The 14,453-nt window shown below is 69.2% G+C and carries 16 protein-coding genes; 4 read left to right on the top strand and 12 right to left on the bottom strand.

Annotated elements, in window-relative coordinates:
* The 8 genes from ACO2SS_RS26945 to ACO2SS_RS26910 form a co-directional block, all read right to left on the bottom strand.
* On the bottom strand, positions 1-1,781 hold a 1,781-nt coding region (locus ACO2SS_RS26945; RefSeq protein WP_423280952.1), incomplete at its 3' end, for a heavy metal translocating P-type ATPase.
* A 29-nt stretch (positions 1,782-1,810) separates the two neighbouring features.
* A complete protein-coding gene (locus tag ACO2SS_RS26940; RefSeq protein ID WP_423280951.1) occupies positions 1,811-2,323 on the bottom strand; it encodes a FixH family protein in 513 nt (170 codons plus the stop codon).
* Between the two features lie 2 nt (positions 2,324-2,325).
* Positions 2,326-3,825: a cytochrome c oxidase accessory protein CcoG gene (gene ccoG, locus ACO2SS_RS26935; protein WP_423280950.1), complete on the bottom strand. Its 1,500-nt coding sequence runs from the start codon at positions 3,823-3,825 to the stop codon at positions 2,326-2,328.
* A gap of 103 nt (positions 3,826-3,928) precedes the next feature.
* Complete coding sequence (ccoP, locus tag ACO2SS_RS26930; RefSeq protein ID WP_423280949.1) at positions 3,929-4,804, bottom strand: cytochrome-c oxidase, cbb3-type subunit III; 876 nt, start codon at positions 4,802-4,804, stop codon at positions 3,929-3,931.
* Positions 4,805-4,809: 5 nt separating this feature from the next.
* Positions 4,810-4,959 carry a cbb3-type cytochrome c oxidase subunit 3 gene (locus ACO2SS_RS26925; RefSeq protein ID WP_423280948.1) on the bottom strand — a complete coding sequence of 50 codons (150 nt, stop codon included), beginning with the start codon at positions 4,957-4,959 and terminating at the stop codon, positions 4,810-4,812.
* Positions 4,960-4,963: 4 nt separating this feature from the next.
* Positions 4,964-5,707, bottom strand: coding sequence for a cytochrome-c oxidase, cbb3-type subunit II (gene ccoO, locus ACO2SS_RS26920; RefSeq protein ID WP_423280947.1), 744 nt, complete (start codon positions 5,705-5,707; stop codon positions 4,964-4,966).
* Positions 5,708-5,750: 43 nt separating this feature from the next.
* Positions 5,751-7,379: a cytochrome-c oxidase, cbb3-type subunit I gene (gene ccoN, locus ACO2SS_RS26915; protein WP_423280953.1), complete on the bottom strand. Its 1,629-nt coding sequence runs from the start codon at positions 7,377-7,379 to the stop codon at positions 5,751-5,753.
* A 176-nt stretch (positions 7,380-7,555) separates the two neighbouring features.
* Positions 7,556-9,067 (bottom strand): AMP-binding protein, encoded by a 1,512-nt coding sequence (locus ACO2SS_RS26910; protein ID WP_423280946.1) that lies wholly within the window; start codon positions 9,065-9,067, stop codon positions 7,556-7,558.
* A gap of 148 nt (positions 9,068-9,215) precedes the next feature.
* Here ACO2SS_RS26910 and ACO2SS_RS26905 point away from each other — a divergent pair, with 148 nt between their 5' ends.
* From ACO2SS_RS26905 to ACO2SS_RS26895, 3 genes are read left to right on the top strand one after another with little or no spacing between them, the layout of a single operon-like run.
* Positions 9,216-9,443: a FitA-like ribbon-helix-helix domain-containing protein gene (locus ACO2SS_RS26905; RefSeq protein ID WP_423280945.1), complete on the top strand. Its 228-nt coding sequence runs from the start codon at positions 9,216-9,218 to the stop codon at positions 9,441-9,443.
* Positions 9,443-9,865 carry a type II toxin-antitoxin system VapC family toxin gene (locus ACO2SS_RS26900; RefSeq protein WP_423280944.1) on the top strand — a complete coding sequence of 141 codons (423 nt, stop codon included), beginning with the start codon at positions 9,443-9,445 and terminating at the stop codon, positions 9,863-9,865. The genes ACO2SS_RS26905 and ACO2SS_RS26900 overlap by 1 nt, the downstream gene beginning before the upstream one ends.
* Positions 9,862-11,004 carry an isobutyryl-CoA dehydrogenase gene (locus ACO2SS_RS26895; protein ID WP_423280943.1) on the top strand — a complete coding sequence of 381 codons (1,143 nt, stop codon included), beginning with the start codon at positions 9,862-9,864 and terminating at the stop codon, positions 11,002-11,004. Before ACO2SS_RS26900 ends, ACO2SS_RS26895 begins: the two co-directional genes overlap by 4 nt.
* Here the strand turns inward: ACO2SS_RS26895 and ACO2SS_RS26890 are convergent.
* From ACO2SS_RS26890 to ACO2SS_RS26880, 3 genes are read right to left on the bottom strand one after another with little or no spacing between them, the layout of a single operon-like run.
* Positions 10,964-11,203 carry a KTSC domain-containing protein gene (locus ACO2SS_RS26890; protein ID WP_423280942.1) on the bottom strand — a complete coding sequence of 80 codons (240 nt, stop codon included), beginning with the start codon at positions 11,201-11,203 and terminating at the stop codon, positions 10,964-10,966. The genes ACO2SS_RS26895 and ACO2SS_RS26890 overlap by 41 nt on opposite strands.
* Complete coding sequence (locus tag ACO2SS_RS26885; protein WP_423280941.1) at positions 11,203-11,529, bottom strand: HigA family addiction module antitoxin; 327 nt, start codon at positions 11,527-11,529, stop codon at positions 11,203-11,205. Before ACO2SS_RS26885 ends, ACO2SS_RS26890 begins: the two co-directional genes overlap by 1 nt.
* On the bottom strand, positions 11,504-11,782 hold the full coding sequence (locus tag ACO2SS_RS26880) for a type II toxin-antitoxin system RelE/ParE family toxin (protein WP_423280940.1): 279 nt from the start codon (positions 11,780-11,782) through the stop codon (positions 11,504-11,506). Before ACO2SS_RS26880 ends, ACO2SS_RS26885 begins: the two co-directional genes overlap by 26 nt.
* A 57-nt stretch (positions 11,783-11,839) precedes the next feature.
* On the opposite strand from ACO2SS_RS26880, the gene mmsB reads away from it, so the two are divergent.
* Positions 11,840-12,727, top strand: a complete 888-nt coding sequence (gene mmsB, locus ACO2SS_RS26875; protein ID WP_423280939.1) for a 3-hydroxyisobutyrate dehydrogenase — start codon at positions 11,840-11,842, stop codon at positions 12,725-12,727.
* A 10-nt stretch (positions 12,728-12,737) separates the two neighbouring features.
* Here mmsB and ACO2SS_RS26870 read toward each other — a convergent pair whose 3' ends face one another.
* Positions 12,738-14,354, bottom strand: a complete 1,617-nt coding sequence (locus ACO2SS_RS26870) for an acyl-CoA synthetase (RefSeq protein ID WP_423280938.1) — start codon at positions 14,352-14,354, stop codon at positions 12,738-12,740.
* Positions 14,355-14,453 lie beyond the last annotated feature (99 nt).

Raw genomic sequence — 14,453 nt, 5'->3', positions numbered from 1 at the left:
CGGTAGCCGTCCCGCTGGAGGGCCGCGATCGTCGCCCTCGCGTCCGGGCGGAGCGTCTGGTGGCTCGGCAGGGCGACGGGCGCGCGATCGCCGAGGCGGATGCAGATCACGGATGCGTCCGGGTGGCGGGCCAGCACGGCCTCGGCCTCGCGCCCGGCCGAACAGAAGGCGGGCGAGCCGAGCCGCAGTTCCGCGCCGTCCAGGGTGGCGCGCACGCCGAGGCCGGCCGCCTCTTCCGCGCCGGAGATCGGGGTCCGGTCCTGCGCGAGTTCCGACAGCGCGGAGGCCATCGGGTGACGGCTGGAGAGCGCGAGCCGCGCCGCCATCTCGAGCATCGCGGGATCCACCACGGCGCCTTCCGCGAGCCGCGGCTCGGGCAGCGTCAGGGTGCCGGTCTTGTCGAACACGATCGTGTCCACCGCCGCATAGCGCTCCAGCGCATCGCCCGAGGCGAGCAGGATGCCGTCCCGGAACAGGAGGCCCGCCGCCGCCACCTGCACGGCCGGGATCGCGAGGCCGAGCGCGCAGGGGCAGGTGATGATGAGGACCGCGACCGCGTTCAGGATCGCGGCATGCCAGCCGCCACCCGCGAGCACCCAGCCGAGCAGCGTCAGGGCGGCGGCCACATGGACGGTCGGGACGTAGAGGCGGGTGGCCTGGCTCGCCAGATCCAGGATGCGCGAGCGGGCATCGAGCGCGCGGCCCATCAGGGCCTCGACCTCATCCAGGAAGGTGCCCTTCGCGGCCGCCGTGACGCGCACCGTGATCGCGCCGTCGAAGTTCAGCGCGCCCGCATAGACGCGGCCGCCGGCCGCCAGCGGGACGGGTGCGGTCTCCCCCGTGACGAGGCTGAGATCCGCCTGCGAGGAGCCGCGCTCGACGATGCCGTCGACGGGCATCCGTTCGCCCGGGCGGACGAGGACGAGATCGCCCGGCGCAAGGCTCGCGACCGGCACCTCCGTGACCTTGCCGGTCTCGTCCACGCGGCCGGCGCTCTCGCGGCGGAGCGCGGCGAGGTTCTCGGCCAGCGTCCGGGTCTTGCGCCGCATCATCTGGTCGAGCACCCGCCCGATGAGCAGGAAGAAGAGCAGCATCACGGCGCCGTCGAAATAGGCGTGATGCGCCCCCGTCGCGGTCTCGAAGACCGACATGACGAGCGTCGCGACCACGCCGAGCGCGATCGGGAAGTCCATGGTGACCCGGCCCGCCCGGAGGCCGCGGATCGCGCCCTGGAAGAAGGGCTGGCCGGCATAGGCGACGGCCGGGAGTGCGACGAGCGCCTGCAGCCAGTGGAAGAAGTCGCGGTTCTCGGCCGTCATGTCGGACACGTTGCCGGCCCAGACCGAGACGGCGAGGAGCATCACGTTCATCGACGCAAAGCCCGCGACCGCGAGTGCCCGGATCAGGCGGCGGAGCTCGGCCTTCTCGGGCTCGTCCGCCCGGCGGGGATCGAAGGGCTGCGCGCCGTAGCCGAGCCCGTCGAGCTTCGCGATCACGGCTCCGGGATCCGCGGCCTGCCCGGCGGACCAGGTCACGGCGAGGCGTCGCTCGGAAAAATTCAGCCGCGCGAGGCTCACGCCCGGGAGCGATGCGACCTGGCGCTCGATGGTCGCCATGCAGCCGGCGCAGCGCACGCCTTCCACGGCGAATTCGGCCCGCGACGTGCCGTCGGGCTGCGCCTGGACGAAGCCGGAAAGGTCGCGTTCGGAGAGGCGCTTCGAGCCGTCATGCCAAGCGGCATGGGCTTCGAGATAGGCGAGGGCGTTGTCGCCGCAGCACATGATGTCTGGACCGGTTCCGGTGGTGCCGCTCAGGGCAGGAGAAGGCGCGACCGCCGCCGGTGCAGGCGCTCGCCGCCCTGGCTCAGGTCGACCACGATGTCCCATTGGCCGGGCGGGACGTGGTCGATGACGGCGAGGTACGTGCCGGGCGCGGTCTCGGTGAGATGGGCCGCGCGATCGAGGCGCTTGTCGGTGGGCCGCTCGACCGACACGCGCGCCGCGAGGCCGCCGAGCGGGGCGCCGTCGCGATCGCGGCCCCGCACGGTGAGGGACAGGCCGTCGCCGCCGGTCCGCCTCGTGTCGAGATCGACCGTCCAGCCGCGCGCATCCTGCTCGCGGGCGACGTTCAGCTCGGCGTTGTAGCGCTTGCCGGCCGCATAGGGCGAACGCTCCTCGAGGCCCGACCAGGTCCGGATCGCCGAGGTGATCAGGAAGGTATCCGCGGCCGCGATCGTGCCGAAGAAGGCCGCGAAGATCAGGAAGACCTTGCGGCCGGTGAGGCGGAAGCCCGCCGTGGGGGCGTTCAGCGTCTCGGTGCTCATCGTCAGGGCGCCTTGAAATGGTCTTCGGCCATCGCGCGGTCGCCTGTGGTCGGATCGCTGATGACGAAGGTGAGCTCGGTCGACTTCTCCAGCTTCGTGCCGGCGGGGGAGAAGACGAGGACCCGGAACTCCTGGGTGGAGTCCGAAGGGACACGGAGGCTGTGGCCCGAGGCGCCGACGACCTCCGCGCGCATGGGCAGCCGGCTCTCGACGGCAAGCGTGAAGACGCGCTCGATCGGCCGCTTGTTGAGGACGCGCAGCGTATAGCCGTTGCGGATCGAGCCGTCGGCGAGCGTCACGAAGATCGGGTTGCGGTCGTGGAGGACGCTGAGCCCGGTCAGGTCGCGGGTCACGAGGTTGTAGAGCATCGTCCCGCCCACGCCCGCGATCATGGCGGCGTAGAGCAGCGTCCGGACCCGCAGCGGCTTCAGGATCGCGGGCTTTCCGGCGGCCCGCGCCTGGCAATTCGCGTCGGTGTCGTAGGCGATCAGGCCCTCGGGGCGGCCGAGCTTCAGCATCACGGTGTTGCAGGCATCGGCGCAGAGCCCGCACTGGATGCACTCCATCTGCAGCCCGTCGCGGATGTCGATGCCGGCCGGGCAGGCCGTCACGCACTGGAAGCAGTCGACGCAATCGCCGGCCGGCTGGCCCGCGGCACGAAGGGCGTCTGCCTTCTTGGCCGCGACGCGCGGCTCGCCGCGGTCGTACCGGTAGGTGATCGCGAGGGAATGCTTGTCGGTCAGCGCACCCTGGATGCGCGGCCAGGGGCACATATAGGTGCAGACCTGCTCGCGCATGTGGCCCGCCAGCAGGTAGGTGGTGCCCGTCAGGACGAGGATGGCCGCATAGGCGACGGGCGGCGCGCTGAAGGTCGCAAGCTGCACCACGAGGGTGGGCGCGTCCGCGAAGTAGAGGACCCAGGCGCCTCCGGTCCACCAGGCGATCATCAGCCAGGACGAATGCTTGAGGAGCCGCAGCGTGAACTTCTCGAGGCTCATCGGGGCGGCGTCGAGCTTCATCCGGGCGCGCCGGTCGCCCTCGATCAGGCGCTCGACCGCCATGAAGAGATCGGTCCAGACGGTCTGCGGGCAGAAGTACCCGCACCAGACGCGGCCCGCGACCGCGTTCATGGCGAAGAGGATCAGCGCCGCCAGGATCAGGAGGCCCATCACGTAGGTGACGTCCTGCGGCCAGAGCTCGATGAAGAAGAAGTAGAACCGGCCCTTGTCGAGATCGAGCAGCACCGCCTGATCGGGCTGGCCCGCCCCGCGGTCCCAGCGCAGGAAGGGCAGGCCGTAATAGACCACCATCGCGAGCGCCAGGATCGCCCACTTGGCCGTCCTGAACTTGCCGCGGACTCCGGCCGGGTGGATCTTCACCCGCGAGGCGTAGAGCTGGCCCTCGGTGGCGGCCGGCCGCTCGGAGGCAGGCCGCATCACCTTGCGGCGGCCTTCGAGAACGGTGACCGATCCTGTCCGTTGCGCGTGTTCGGCGAGCGCCATCAAACCTGTCCAGCCGCATGACCGCGGAAACGAGAACGCCGCCCTACCAAGGGCGGCGTCTGCGCTGGTTGATCTGGCTCAAGCGGCGGCTACGGGGTTCCCCTTACCGCCCTCCGCCGAGGCTGTGGACGTACACGGCCAGCGAGCGGATCGTGGCCTCGTCGAGCCGCCCTTCCCAGGCCGGCATCACGCCCTTGCGGCCATTGGTGATGGTCGCGATGACCTGCTCGGGCGAGGAGCCGTAGAGCCAGATCGGATCGGTCAGGTCGGGCGCGCCGACCTCGCGGTTGCCCTTCGCGTTGTCGCCATGGCACGCGGCGCAGTTCTGGGCATAGGTGGCCGCGCCCTTGCCGAGGTCGAGCTCGGCATCGAACTCCTTGCCCGAGAGCGACAGGACGTAGTTCGCGACCGAGCGGATCTCCTCCCGCTTCAGGATGCCGTCGCGGCCGAAGGCCATCATCTCGCCCGCATGGCTCTCGGGATGCGTGGTGCGGGCGCCGAACCGGATCGTCTTCTCGATCTCCGGCAGCGTGCCGCCCCAGAGCCACTCGTCGTCCTGCAGGTTCGGATAGCCGGTGCGGCCGGTCGCGGAGGTGCCGTGGCAGCCGGCGCAATTGTCGCCGAAGGCGGCCTTGCCGGTCGCGAGCGCGAGGTTGAGCAGGTTCGGATCCTTCCGGATCTCCTCCCAGGACGCGCTCTCGATCTGCGCCTGCCCGCGGGCGGCCCGCGCCTCGCGCGCCTTCGCGACGTCCTCCAGGACGAGCTCGCGCTGCGAATAGCCCAGCAACCCCGTCGTATAGTTCGAGACCAGGGGCCAGGCCGGGTAGGCGACCCAATAGCCGAAGGCCCAGATGATCGTCGCATAGAGGCTGTAGAGCCACCAGCGCGGCAGCGGGTTGTTCAGTTCCCGGATGCCGTCCCATTCGTGGCCGGTGGTTTCGCCGGAATCGTCCGGCGACTTGAGGGCAGACTCTGCCACGGGACTTACTCCTCGGTGAGGGGCATGCGGGACGCGGCGTCGAAGCGCGCCCGGTTGCGGGGCCACAGCGCGTAGAGCAGCACCGCGCAGAACATGCCGACGAAGTAGAGAAGACCGCTCGTCTGGGCGAAGCTCGAGGCGAACTCGTAGTTCATGGCGTCACCTCAGGTCCTTCTTGGCGTCGTAGAGCTTGAAATCCACCATCGTGCCGAGGACCTGCAGGTAGGCCACGAGGGCGTCGAGCTCGGTCGGCTGCTGCCGGGCCGGGCCGGCATCGCGCGCGACCGCGCCGGGATAGCGCTTCTGCAACTCGTCGAGGGACGGGTCGTCCGGATTGGCCTGGGCGAGCAGGTCGGCGCGCGCCTTCAGGATCATGTCGTCCGTGTAGGGGACGCCGAGCCGCTGGTTCGCCTTCAGGTCCGCCACGATGCTGCCGGTGTCGAGCGGCTTCGTGAGGAACGGATAGGCCGGCATGATGGAGGTCGGCACGACCGAGCGCGGATCCTTCAGGTGCTCGCGGTGCCACTCGTCCGAATACTTGCCGCCGACGCGCGCGAGGTCCGGGCCGGTGCGCTTGGAACCCCACTGGAAGGGATGGTCGTACATGCTCTCGGCCGCGAGCGAGTAATGGCCGTAGCGCTCGACCTCGTCCCGCATCGGGCGGATCATCTGGCTGTGGCAGAGATAGCAGCCTTCGCGGATGTAGATGTTGCGGCCGGCGAGCTCGAGCGGCGTGTAGGGCCGCATGCCGGCCACCTTCTCGACCGTGCTCTTCAGGTAGAAGAGCGGTGCGATCTCGATGATGCCGCCGATCGAGACGACGATCAGGATGCCGATCAGAAGAATGATCGAGTGCTTCTCGAAGAACTCGTGCTTCTTCCAGATTGCGTTTGCGCTGCTCATGGCGAGCTTCTGCTTCCGTCAGTGAGGGAGAAGTCCGGCCGAATTACTCGGCCGGGACGAGGCGGGGCTGGAGGACCGGCTCGATCGGCCGGAGGGCGACTTCCTCCTCGCGGCCGCGGATGGTCATGACCACGTTGTAGGCCATGATCAGCCCGCCGATGAGGAACAGGACGCCCCCCAGGGCCCGCACCAGATAGTAGGGCTGCATCGCCTCGACGGTCTCCACGAACGAGTATTCGAGGAAGCCGAGCGCGTTGTAGGCGCGCCACATCAGGCCCTGCATGATCCCGGCGACCCACATCGACGAGATGTAGAGGACGATGCCGAGGGTCGAGACCCAGAAGTGCCACTCGACGAGCTTGAGCGAATACAGCTCGCGGCGGTTCCAGAGCCAGGGAACCAGGCAGTAGATCGCCCCGAAGGAGATGTAGGCGACCCAGCCGAGCGCGCCGGAATGGACGTGCCCGATGGTCCAGTCGGTGTAGTGGGAGAGCGAGTTGACGGCCTTGATGGACATCATCGGGCCCTCGAAGGTCGCCATGCCGTAGAAGGCGAGCGACACGACCATGAGGCGCAGCACGGGGTCGGTGCGAAGCTTGTCCCAGGCGCCCGAGAGGGTCATCAGCCCGTTGATCATGCCGCCCCAGGACGGCATCCACAGCATGATCGAGAAGGTCATGCCGAGGGTCTGCGCCCAGTCGGGCAGGGCGGTGTAGTGCAGGTGGTGCGGGCCCGCCCAGATATACATGAAGATCAGGGCCCAGAAGTGGATGATCGACAGGCGGTACGAATAGACCGGACGATCAGCCCGCTTCGGGATGAAGTAGTACATGATGGCCAGGAAGCCGGCGGTGAGGAAGAAGCCGACCGCGTTGTGGCCGTACCACCACTGGATCAGGGCATCCTGCACGCCCGAGAAGATCGGGTAGGACTTCGAGCCGAAGACGGAAACCGGCAGCGCCAGGTTGTTCACGATGTGCAGCATCGCAATCGTGACGATGAAGGCGAGGTAGAACCAGTTCGCGACGAAGATGTGCGGTTCGCGGCGCTTCCAGATGGTGGCGAGGAAGACGAGCAGATACACGACCCAGACGATCGTCAGCCACAGGTCGGCGTACCATTCGGGCTCGGCATATTCCTTCGACTGGGTGATGCCGAGGAGATAGCCCGTGCCGGCGATCACGATGAAGAGGTTGTAGCCGAGCATGACGAACCAGGGCGCAAGGTCGCCCGCGAGCCGCACGCGGCAGGTCTTCTGCACGACGTAGAAGGAGGTCGCGATGAGGACGTTGCCCCCGAAGGCGAAGATCACCGCCGAGGTGTGCAGCGGCCGCAGGCGGCCGAAGCTCGTCCATTGCAGATCGAGGTTCAGGGCCGGGGCCCAGAGCTGGAAGGCGATGATGACGCCGACCAGGAAGCCCGCGATGCCCCACACCATGGCGGCGATGACGCCGAACTTCACGACGCCGAGATTGTAGTTCGGCTTGCCATTGATCTCGGCCGGTATCGGCTCGCCCGTGCCATGCCGGGCGCGCTCGATGATGGCGACGATCGCCGCCACGCTCGCCAGCGCGAACAGGCCGGCATGGAAGCCGAAGCCCGCATCGACCGCGCGCGCGGCCGCCAGCGTGCAGAACAGGAACGCGGCGGCGAGGACGCCGACGAGGCCCATCTCGGCCGGATTCAGGTAATTGTTTGTCGCCGCTCTGGTCATGATCCGCCTGCGCCGGCCCTCCGAAGGTAGCGGCGCTTGTGCTCACGACGGGGCGGGCGGAGCCTTGATCTGGATCAACGGCGGGGATCAGGGCGATCCCTTATGGGCGGGGGCAGGCCGCCCCCGGGGGCGGCTCAGCCGGGCCCGCCGTGCCTCGCCTTGACGGCGGCGCGATCGATGGCCCCGGAGGCGGCGCGCGGCATCTCGGGCACGAATTCGACCTGCTTCGGGCGCTTGTAGCGGGCGAGGCGCTCGCCCACGAAGGCGATGATCTCGGCCGCCTCCGCCGACGCCCCCGGGCGCAGGACGCAGACGGCCTTCACGGCCTCGTGCCATTGCGGATCCGGCACCCCGATGACGGAGACCTCGGCGATGGCGGGATGCGCCCGGATGGCGGCCTCGACTTCGGCCGGATAGACATTCTCCCCGCCGGACTTGATCAGCTCCTTGGCGGGCGAGCGGCCGGCATAGACGAGGAAGCCGTCCTGGTCGAAGCGGCCCATGTCGCCCGTATGGTGCCACCCGCCCCGGAACGTGTAGGCGGTGTCCTCGGGGAGGTTCCAGTAGCCGCGGAACACCACGGGACCGCGCACCGAGATCTCGCCGACCTCGCCGCTCGGGACCGGCCGGTCCTCCTCGTCCACGATCGACACGGCCGAGAGAGCCATCGGGCGTCCTGCCGATCCCGGGCGTTCGCGAGCGGCGCCGAGCGTGACGAGGCCGGCCGTCTCCGACTGGCCGTAGCCGACATGGAACTGCGCCTGCGGGCAGGCGCTCTCGAAGCGGGCGATGGTCTCCGCGCTGTCCAGCCCCCAGATGACCCGCAGGCTCGAGAGGTCGTGCCCGCCGGCCTCCTTGCGGTCGAGGATCTGGCCGAGCATCGGGGCGAACTCGAAGAACAGCGTCGCCCGCTCGCGCGCGATGGCCGCGCAGGCCTCCTCCGGATCGAAGCGGCGCATGAGCACGCTCGCGCCGCCCGCCGCCTGCACGGCGAGCGCCTGGCCGAGGCCGCTGATGTGGAAGAGGGGGAGAAGGATCAGGCCGACGTCGGACGGCGTCAGCGACCAGGCGGCGGCGTGCTGTACTCCCGCCGCGACGAGGTTGCGGTGGGTGAGGAGGGCGCCCCGCGCCTTTCCGGCGACGGCCGCCGTGTGGATCACCAGCACGCCGTCATCGGCCTCCGGCCGGGTCTCGGGAAGCGCAGCCTCCGCGACGTCCGCCCAGCCCGGCATGCCGTCCGCCGCCTCGTCGAGGCTCCACCAGGTCTCGACCGCGAGGTTTTCGCGCAGGGCGGCGAGCGTTTCGGCATAGGCCGGCTCGGCCACCACGACCCGCGGCGTCGTATCGGCCAGCACATGCGCGATCTCGTCCGGGCTGAGGCGCCAGTTCACCTCGACCAGGATCGCGCCGAGCCGCGCGGCCGCGAAGAGGAGGTCGAGATGCTCCGCCCGGTTCTGGGCCAGGAGCGCGATCCGGTCGCCGCGTCCGACCCCCGCTCCGGCGAGGCGACGGGCCGCCCGCTCCATCCGGGCGAGGCAGTCCCGGTGCGTCAGCCGGCCCTCCTCGGTGACCAGCCAGGGACGCTCGCCGAAGCTGCGCGCGCCCGCGGCCACCATGTCGGCCAGCGTGTAATCCCCGACGGCCATCCGTTTCCTCGTGTCTTGTCAGCCGGTCCGAGCCTGGCCGGCTTTTCCCCCGCTTAGCACATCGCCGATCCCGGAGCCGAGGCGATCCGGCCGTCTCGACGCGGCCGCGACGCCATGCTATCTGTTCTGATAGCAGAGATGGTTCGCCATGGCTCAGGTCCTGATCCGAAATCTCGACGAGGACACTGTCGAGAGCTACCGGCAGAAGGCGAAGATCAAGGGCATCTCGCTCGAGCAGGAGCTCCGCAACCTCCTCGAGCGAAACAAGCCGTTCACGCCCGAGGAGCGGGTCGCATATTCCCGCGCCGTCCGGAGCATGCAGGAGGGCATTGCGCCCTCACTGACGCTCGAGGAAATCCGTGAGGGGCTCGACTGATGCGGGCGCTCGTTGTCGACGCGAGCGTCGCCGTGAAGTGGTTCGTCTCGGAGGCCGACAGCGACGCCGCAGAGAGATTGCTCGGCAGTACGGGGACGTTCCACGCCCCGGAGCTGCTCAAGTCCGAACTCACCAATGCTCTCTGGAAGAACATCACCAAGGGGATGATCTCGGAGGAGCAGGCAACATCCGCGCTGGCCGGGATCGAGCGGAGCATCACCAAGTGGCACCCGGTCGATCCGCTCCTGCCGCAGGCATTGGCCTGGGCGGTCGAACACGCTCACCCGATCTACGATTTCTGCTACCTCGCCCTTGCGCGTTCACTCGGCGTGACGATGGTGACGGCTGACAAGAGATTGTTGCGGACGCTCGGAGGGACACCGGCCGCCGAGTACGCAACGTCTCTTTCGGAGATCAGATGACCCTCTTCACGCTCCCCGAAGACCAGATCGCCATCCGCGACATGGCGCGCGATTTCGCGGCCGAGAGGATCGCGCCCTTCGCGCTCGAATGGGACGAGAAGAAGCACTTTCCGGTCGACGTCATGCGCGAGGCGGCGGCGCTCGGGATGGGGGGCGTCTATGTGCGGGAGGATGTCGGCGGCTCGGGGCTGACGCGTCTGGACGCGGCGCTGATCTTCGAGGCGCTGTCGACGGGCTGCCCGACCACCTCGGCCTTCATCTCCATCCACAACATGGCCTCGTGGATGATCGATTCCTTCGGCAGCGAGGAGCAGCGCCAGGAATGGCTGCCGCGCCTCTGCACGATGGAGCTGCTCGCGAGCTACGCCCTCACGGAGCCGGGCTCCGGATCGGATGCGGCAGCGCTCCGCACGACGGCGCGCCGGGACGGCGACCACTACGTCCTGAACGGCTCCAAGCAGTTCATCTCGGGCGCAGGCGCGGGCGACATCTACGTCACGATGGTGCGGACCGGGGGCGAGGGGCCGTCCGGCATCTCGACCCTGATCGTGCCCGGCGACACACCCGGCATCTCGCTCGGCGCGAACGAGCGCAAGATGGGCTGGAACGCGCAGCCGACGCGGCTCGTCGCGTTCGAGGATTGCCGCGTGCCCGTCGCCAACCGACTTGGCGACGAGGGGATCGGCTTCAAGATCGCCATGGCGGGGCTCGACGGCGGCCGCCTGAACATCGGGGCCTGCTCGCTCGGCGGCGCCCAGGCCGCGCTCGACAAGGCGCTCGCCTACATGCGCGAGCGCAAGGCCTTCGGGAAGCGGCTCGACGAGTTCCAGGCGCTGCAGTTCCGGCTCGCCGACATGGCGACCGAGCTCGAGGCCGCGCGCACCTTTCTCTATTCGGCCGCGGCCGCCTATGATCGCCGGGACCCGAACACCACGCGGCTCTGCGCGATGGCGAAGCGCTTTGCGACCGATGTCGGGTTCGAGGTCGCCAACCAGTCGCTCCAGCTGCATGGCGGCTACGGCTACCTGTCGGAATACGGCGTCGAGAAGATCGTGCGCGATCTCCGGGTCCACCAGATCCTGGAGGGCACGAACGAGATCATGCGGCTGATCGTGGCCCGGAGCCTGATCGGCCGCTGAGGCGCCTCGCCGGGAAGCGCGGCTTGATCTCCAGGTTCACGAAACGGCCGACCGATTCCGCCCGGAGAAGGGCCTCGTACGTCTCCTCGGTCACGCCGGAATAAGCATAGCGCGCGCCGCTCGCGAACGTCACGGTCAACTCGCGCCGTCGTGCGTCATGATCGACGGCCTTCACGGCGCTGGACTCGACCTCGCGCATCACGCTGCCAGGACGGGCACCCTGGCCTCGATCTCGGCGCCTCGGGATCGGCGCGCCAGCCGGAGGTCGAACTCCATCTGCAGGCCGAGCCAGACATCCGCGCTCGTTCCGAAGTATTGTCCCAGCCGCAGGGCGGTATCGGCCGTGATGGCGCGCTCGCCCCTGACGATGCCGGCGATGCGGCTGACCGGCACGTCGAGGTCCCGCGCGAGCCGGTTCTGGCTGATGCCGAGCGGCTTCATGAAGTCTTCGAGCAGGATCTCGCCGGGAGAAATCGGGTCCAGCAATGCGCCCTCGCTCTCAGTGATAGTCGACGATTTCGACATCGCGTGCTCCCTCGGGCGACCAAACGAAGCAGATCCGCCACTGGTCGTTGATGCGGATCGAATGCTGTCCCGCGCGATCTCCCTTCAACGCCTCGAGGCGGTTGCCGGGTGGCACCCGCAGGTCGTCGAGGCGGGCGGCCCGATGGAGGAACAGCAGCTTTCGCCTTGCGATCCGCTCGATCGCCGAGAAACGCCGAACCCGCTTGTCACCGAACAGGTTCTCGGTGTCTTTGTCGGCGAAGGAGAGGATCACGCCGCGAAAGGTGGTCCTGCATAGCCATTCTGTCAAACGGAATGGGGGAGAGAGCGCTTGTCCAACATCGCGTTTATCGGTCTCGGCAACATGGGTGGCCCGATGGCCGCCAACCTCGTCAAGGCAGGCCACCGGGTGACCGGCTTCGACCTCGTCGCCGCCTCGTGCGACGCCGCCAGGGCCGAGGGGATCTCCATTGCGGGTTCCGCGGTCGAGAGCGTCCGCGATGCCGAGATCGTCGTCACGATGCTGCCGGCCGGCAAGCATGTGATCGGCGTCTGGTCCGAGATCGCCCCCTCCATCCCGAAGGGAGCCCTCATCGTCGACTGCTCGACGATCGACGTCGAGAGCGCCCGCCGCGCCCATGCGATCGCGGCGGAGTTCAACCTGGACTCGCTCGATGCGCCGGTCTCGGGCGGCACGGTCGGGGCGAAGGGCGCGACCCTGACCTTCATGGTGGGCGGCACCGTGAAGGCCTTTGCGATCGGCGAGGCGGTGCTGGCCTTGATGGGCCGCCGCGTCGTCCATTGCGGCGATGCCGGGGCCGGCCAGGCCGCGAAGATCTGCAACAACATGATCCTCGGCATCACGATGATCGGCATCTCGGAGGCCTTCGTGCTGGCCGAGAAGCTCGGCCTCTCCCACCAGGCTCTGTTCGACGTCGCCTCCACGTCCTCCGGCTCGTGCTGGGCGCTGACGACGCATTGCCCCGTGCCCGGGCCGGTGCCGACGAGCGCGGCGAATAACGGCTACAAGCCGGGCTTCGCGACGGAGCTGATGCTGAAGGACCTGCGCCTCTCGCAGCAGGCGGCGCTCGCGTCCGGCGCCGCGACCCCGCTCGGGGCCGAGGCGGCGCAGATCTACGGCCTGTTCCAGTCTGCCGGCCACGGCGGCGAGGATTACTCGGCTGTGATCAACTTCCTCCGCGGCGGCGCCAAGGCCTGAGCGGCGCAGCCTAGCCGCGGGCCCGCAGCTCGCGGCGCAGGACCTTGCCGGTGATCGTGGTCGGCAGCTCGTCGATGAAGGCGACGTGGCGGGGATATTCGTAGGCGGCGAGGCGCGTGCGCACGAAAGCCTGGATGTCCTCGACCAGGGCCGGGGAGGGCGTCTCGCCCGGCCTGAGCACGATCCAGGCCTTGATCGCCTCCGTGCGGACAGGATCCGGGATGCCGACCACGGCGGCGCGCGCCACCTTGGGGTGGCGCATGAGGCAATCCTCGATCTCGGTCGGGCCGATGCGGTAGCCGGCGCTGGTGATGACGTCGTCGGCCCGGCCCGAATACCAGAAATAGCCCTCCTCGTCCTTGCGGGCGAGGTCGCCCGTGAGGAGGTACTCGCCCGCGAATTTCGCGGCGGTCGCCTCGGGATTGCGCCAGTATTCCAGGAGCATGATCGGGTCCGGGCGGCGTACGCCGATCATCCCCTCCTGCCCGGCCGGAAGCACGGCGCCGCTCTCGTCCACGATGTCGACGACGTGGCCGGGAACGGCCTTGCCCATCGAGCCCGGCCGCAGCGGGAAGAGGCGCGAATTCGTGGCGATGACGAGGTTGCACTCGGTCTGGCCATAGACCTCGTGCGGCGTGGTGCCGAACGTCTCCCGCACCCATTCGACGATGTCGGAGCCGAGCGCCTCCCCGCCGGTCATCATCGAGCGGAGCCGGACCTGCCCGGCCGGCACGTTCGCGGCGCGGAGCAGGCGCAGGGCGGTCGGCGGCAGGAAGACGTTGCGCACCCCCTGCTCGGCCATAAGCCGCATGGCGAAATGGGGATCGAACTTGCGGGCGCGATGGGCCACCACCGGCACCCGGTGGAACCAGGACGGGAACAGCATGTCGAAGAGCCCGCCGATCCAGGCCCAGTCGGCCGGCGTCCAGTGCAGGTCGCCCGGCTGCGGGAACCCGTCATGGACGAGGTCGAGCGAGGGGAGGTGGCCGCGCAGGACGCGGTGGCCGTGCAGGGCGCCCTTGGGGCTGCCCGTCGTGCCGGACGTGTAGATGATGAGGGCCGGGTCGTCCGCCCGCGTCCGGACCGGCTCGAAGCTGTCGGAGGCGCGGGCGAGCTCCTCGTCGTAGCCGAGCGTCTCGCCACCCCCGCGATCCTCACCGACCACCAGGATCTTCTCCAGCGCGGGCAGCCGGTCGCGGATGCGGGCGAGCTTGGCGGCGCCGTCGCGATCCGTCACCACCAGCCGGGCGGCGGCGTTGCCGAGCCGATGCTCCAGCGCATCGTCGCCGAAGAGCGTGAAGAGCGGCAGCGAGATCATGCCCGCCTTGAAGGTGCCGAGATGCGCGACCGCCGTCTCGACGCCCTGCGGCAGCAGCACGCCGACGCGGTCGCCCCGGTCGAGCCCATGGCCGAGCAGCAGGTTGGCGAAGCGGTTCGAGAGGCGCTTCAGGTCGTCGAAGCTGTAGCGGGTCGCGCGGCCGTCCTCGTCCACGACGACGAGCGCCAGGTGCCCCTCGCCGGTGGCGTGCCGGTCGCAGGCCTCCACGCCGATATTGATGAATTCGGGGATGTCCCAGGCGAAGCCACGGTAGAGCGCGTCGTAGTCGGTCGCCGCATCGCTGCGCATTCCGCAAAACCTCCCTGGCCTCGGCTGCCCGCCGGCTTTGCGGACGGGCATAGCGCGATCCGGCCGCGCGGGCACCCTCGGGCGCCGGCTCGCACGGGC

The organism is Enterovirga sp. CN4-39 (genome assembly GCF_049446235.1).
In the GTDB taxonomy this organism is placed as follows: Bacteria; Pseudomonadota; Alphaproteobacteria; order Rhizobiales; family Beijerinckiaceae; genus Enterovirga.
The sequence above is the reverse complement of the archived record's forward strand: the minus strand, read 5'-3'. Positions and strand labels throughout refer to the sequence as shown.

Coding starts and splice junctions, on each gene's coding strand:
- ACO2SS_RS26895 (WP_423280943.1), top strand. CDS start 9,862: ATGACCCTCTTCACGCTCCCCGAAGACCAGATCGCCATCCGCGACATG.
- ccoG (WP_423280950.1), bottom strand. CDS start 3,825: ATGGCGCTCGCCGAACACGCGCAACGGACAGGATCGGTCACCGTTCTC.
- ACO2SS_RS26925 (WP_423280948.1), bottom strand. CDS start 4,959: ATGAACTACGAGTTCGCCTCGAGCTTCGCCCAGACGAGCGGTCTTCTC.
- ACO2SS_RS26900 (WP_423280944.1), top strand. CDS start 9,443: ATGCGGGCGCTCGTTGTCGACGCGAGCGTCGCCGTGAAGTGGTTCGTC.
- ACO2SS_RS26940 (WP_423280951.1), bottom strand. CDS start 2,323: ATGAGCACCGAGACGCTGAACGCCCCCACGGCGGGCTTCCGCCTCACC.
- ACO2SS_RS26910 (WP_423280946.1), bottom strand. CDS start 9,067: ATGGCCGTCGGGGATTACACGCTGGCCGACATGGTGGCCGCGGGCGCG.
- ACO2SS_RS26905 (WP_423280945.1), top strand. CDS start 9,216: ATGGCTCAGGTCCTGATCCGAAATCTCGACGAGGACACTGTCGAGAGC.
- ccoO (WP_423280947.1), bottom strand. CDS start 5,707: ATGAGCAGCGCAAACGCAATCTGGAAGAAGCACGAGTTCTTCGAGAAG.
- ACO2SS_RS26890 (WP_423280942.1), bottom strand. CDS start 11,203: ATGCGCGAGGTCGAGTCCAGCGCCGTGAAGGCCGTCGATCATGACGCA.
- ACO2SS_RS26870 (WP_423280938.1), bottom strand. CDS start 14,354: ATGCGCAGCGATGCGGCGACCGACTACGACGCGCTCTACCGTGGCTTC.
- ACO2SS_RS26885 (WP_423280941.1), bottom strand. CDS start 11,529: ATGTCGAAATCGTCGACTATCACTGAGAGCGAGGGCGCATTGCTGGAC.
- ccoN (WP_423280953.1), bottom strand. CDS start 7,379: ATGGGCCTCGTCGGCGTCCTCGCCGCCGCGTTCCTGTTCTGCACGCTG.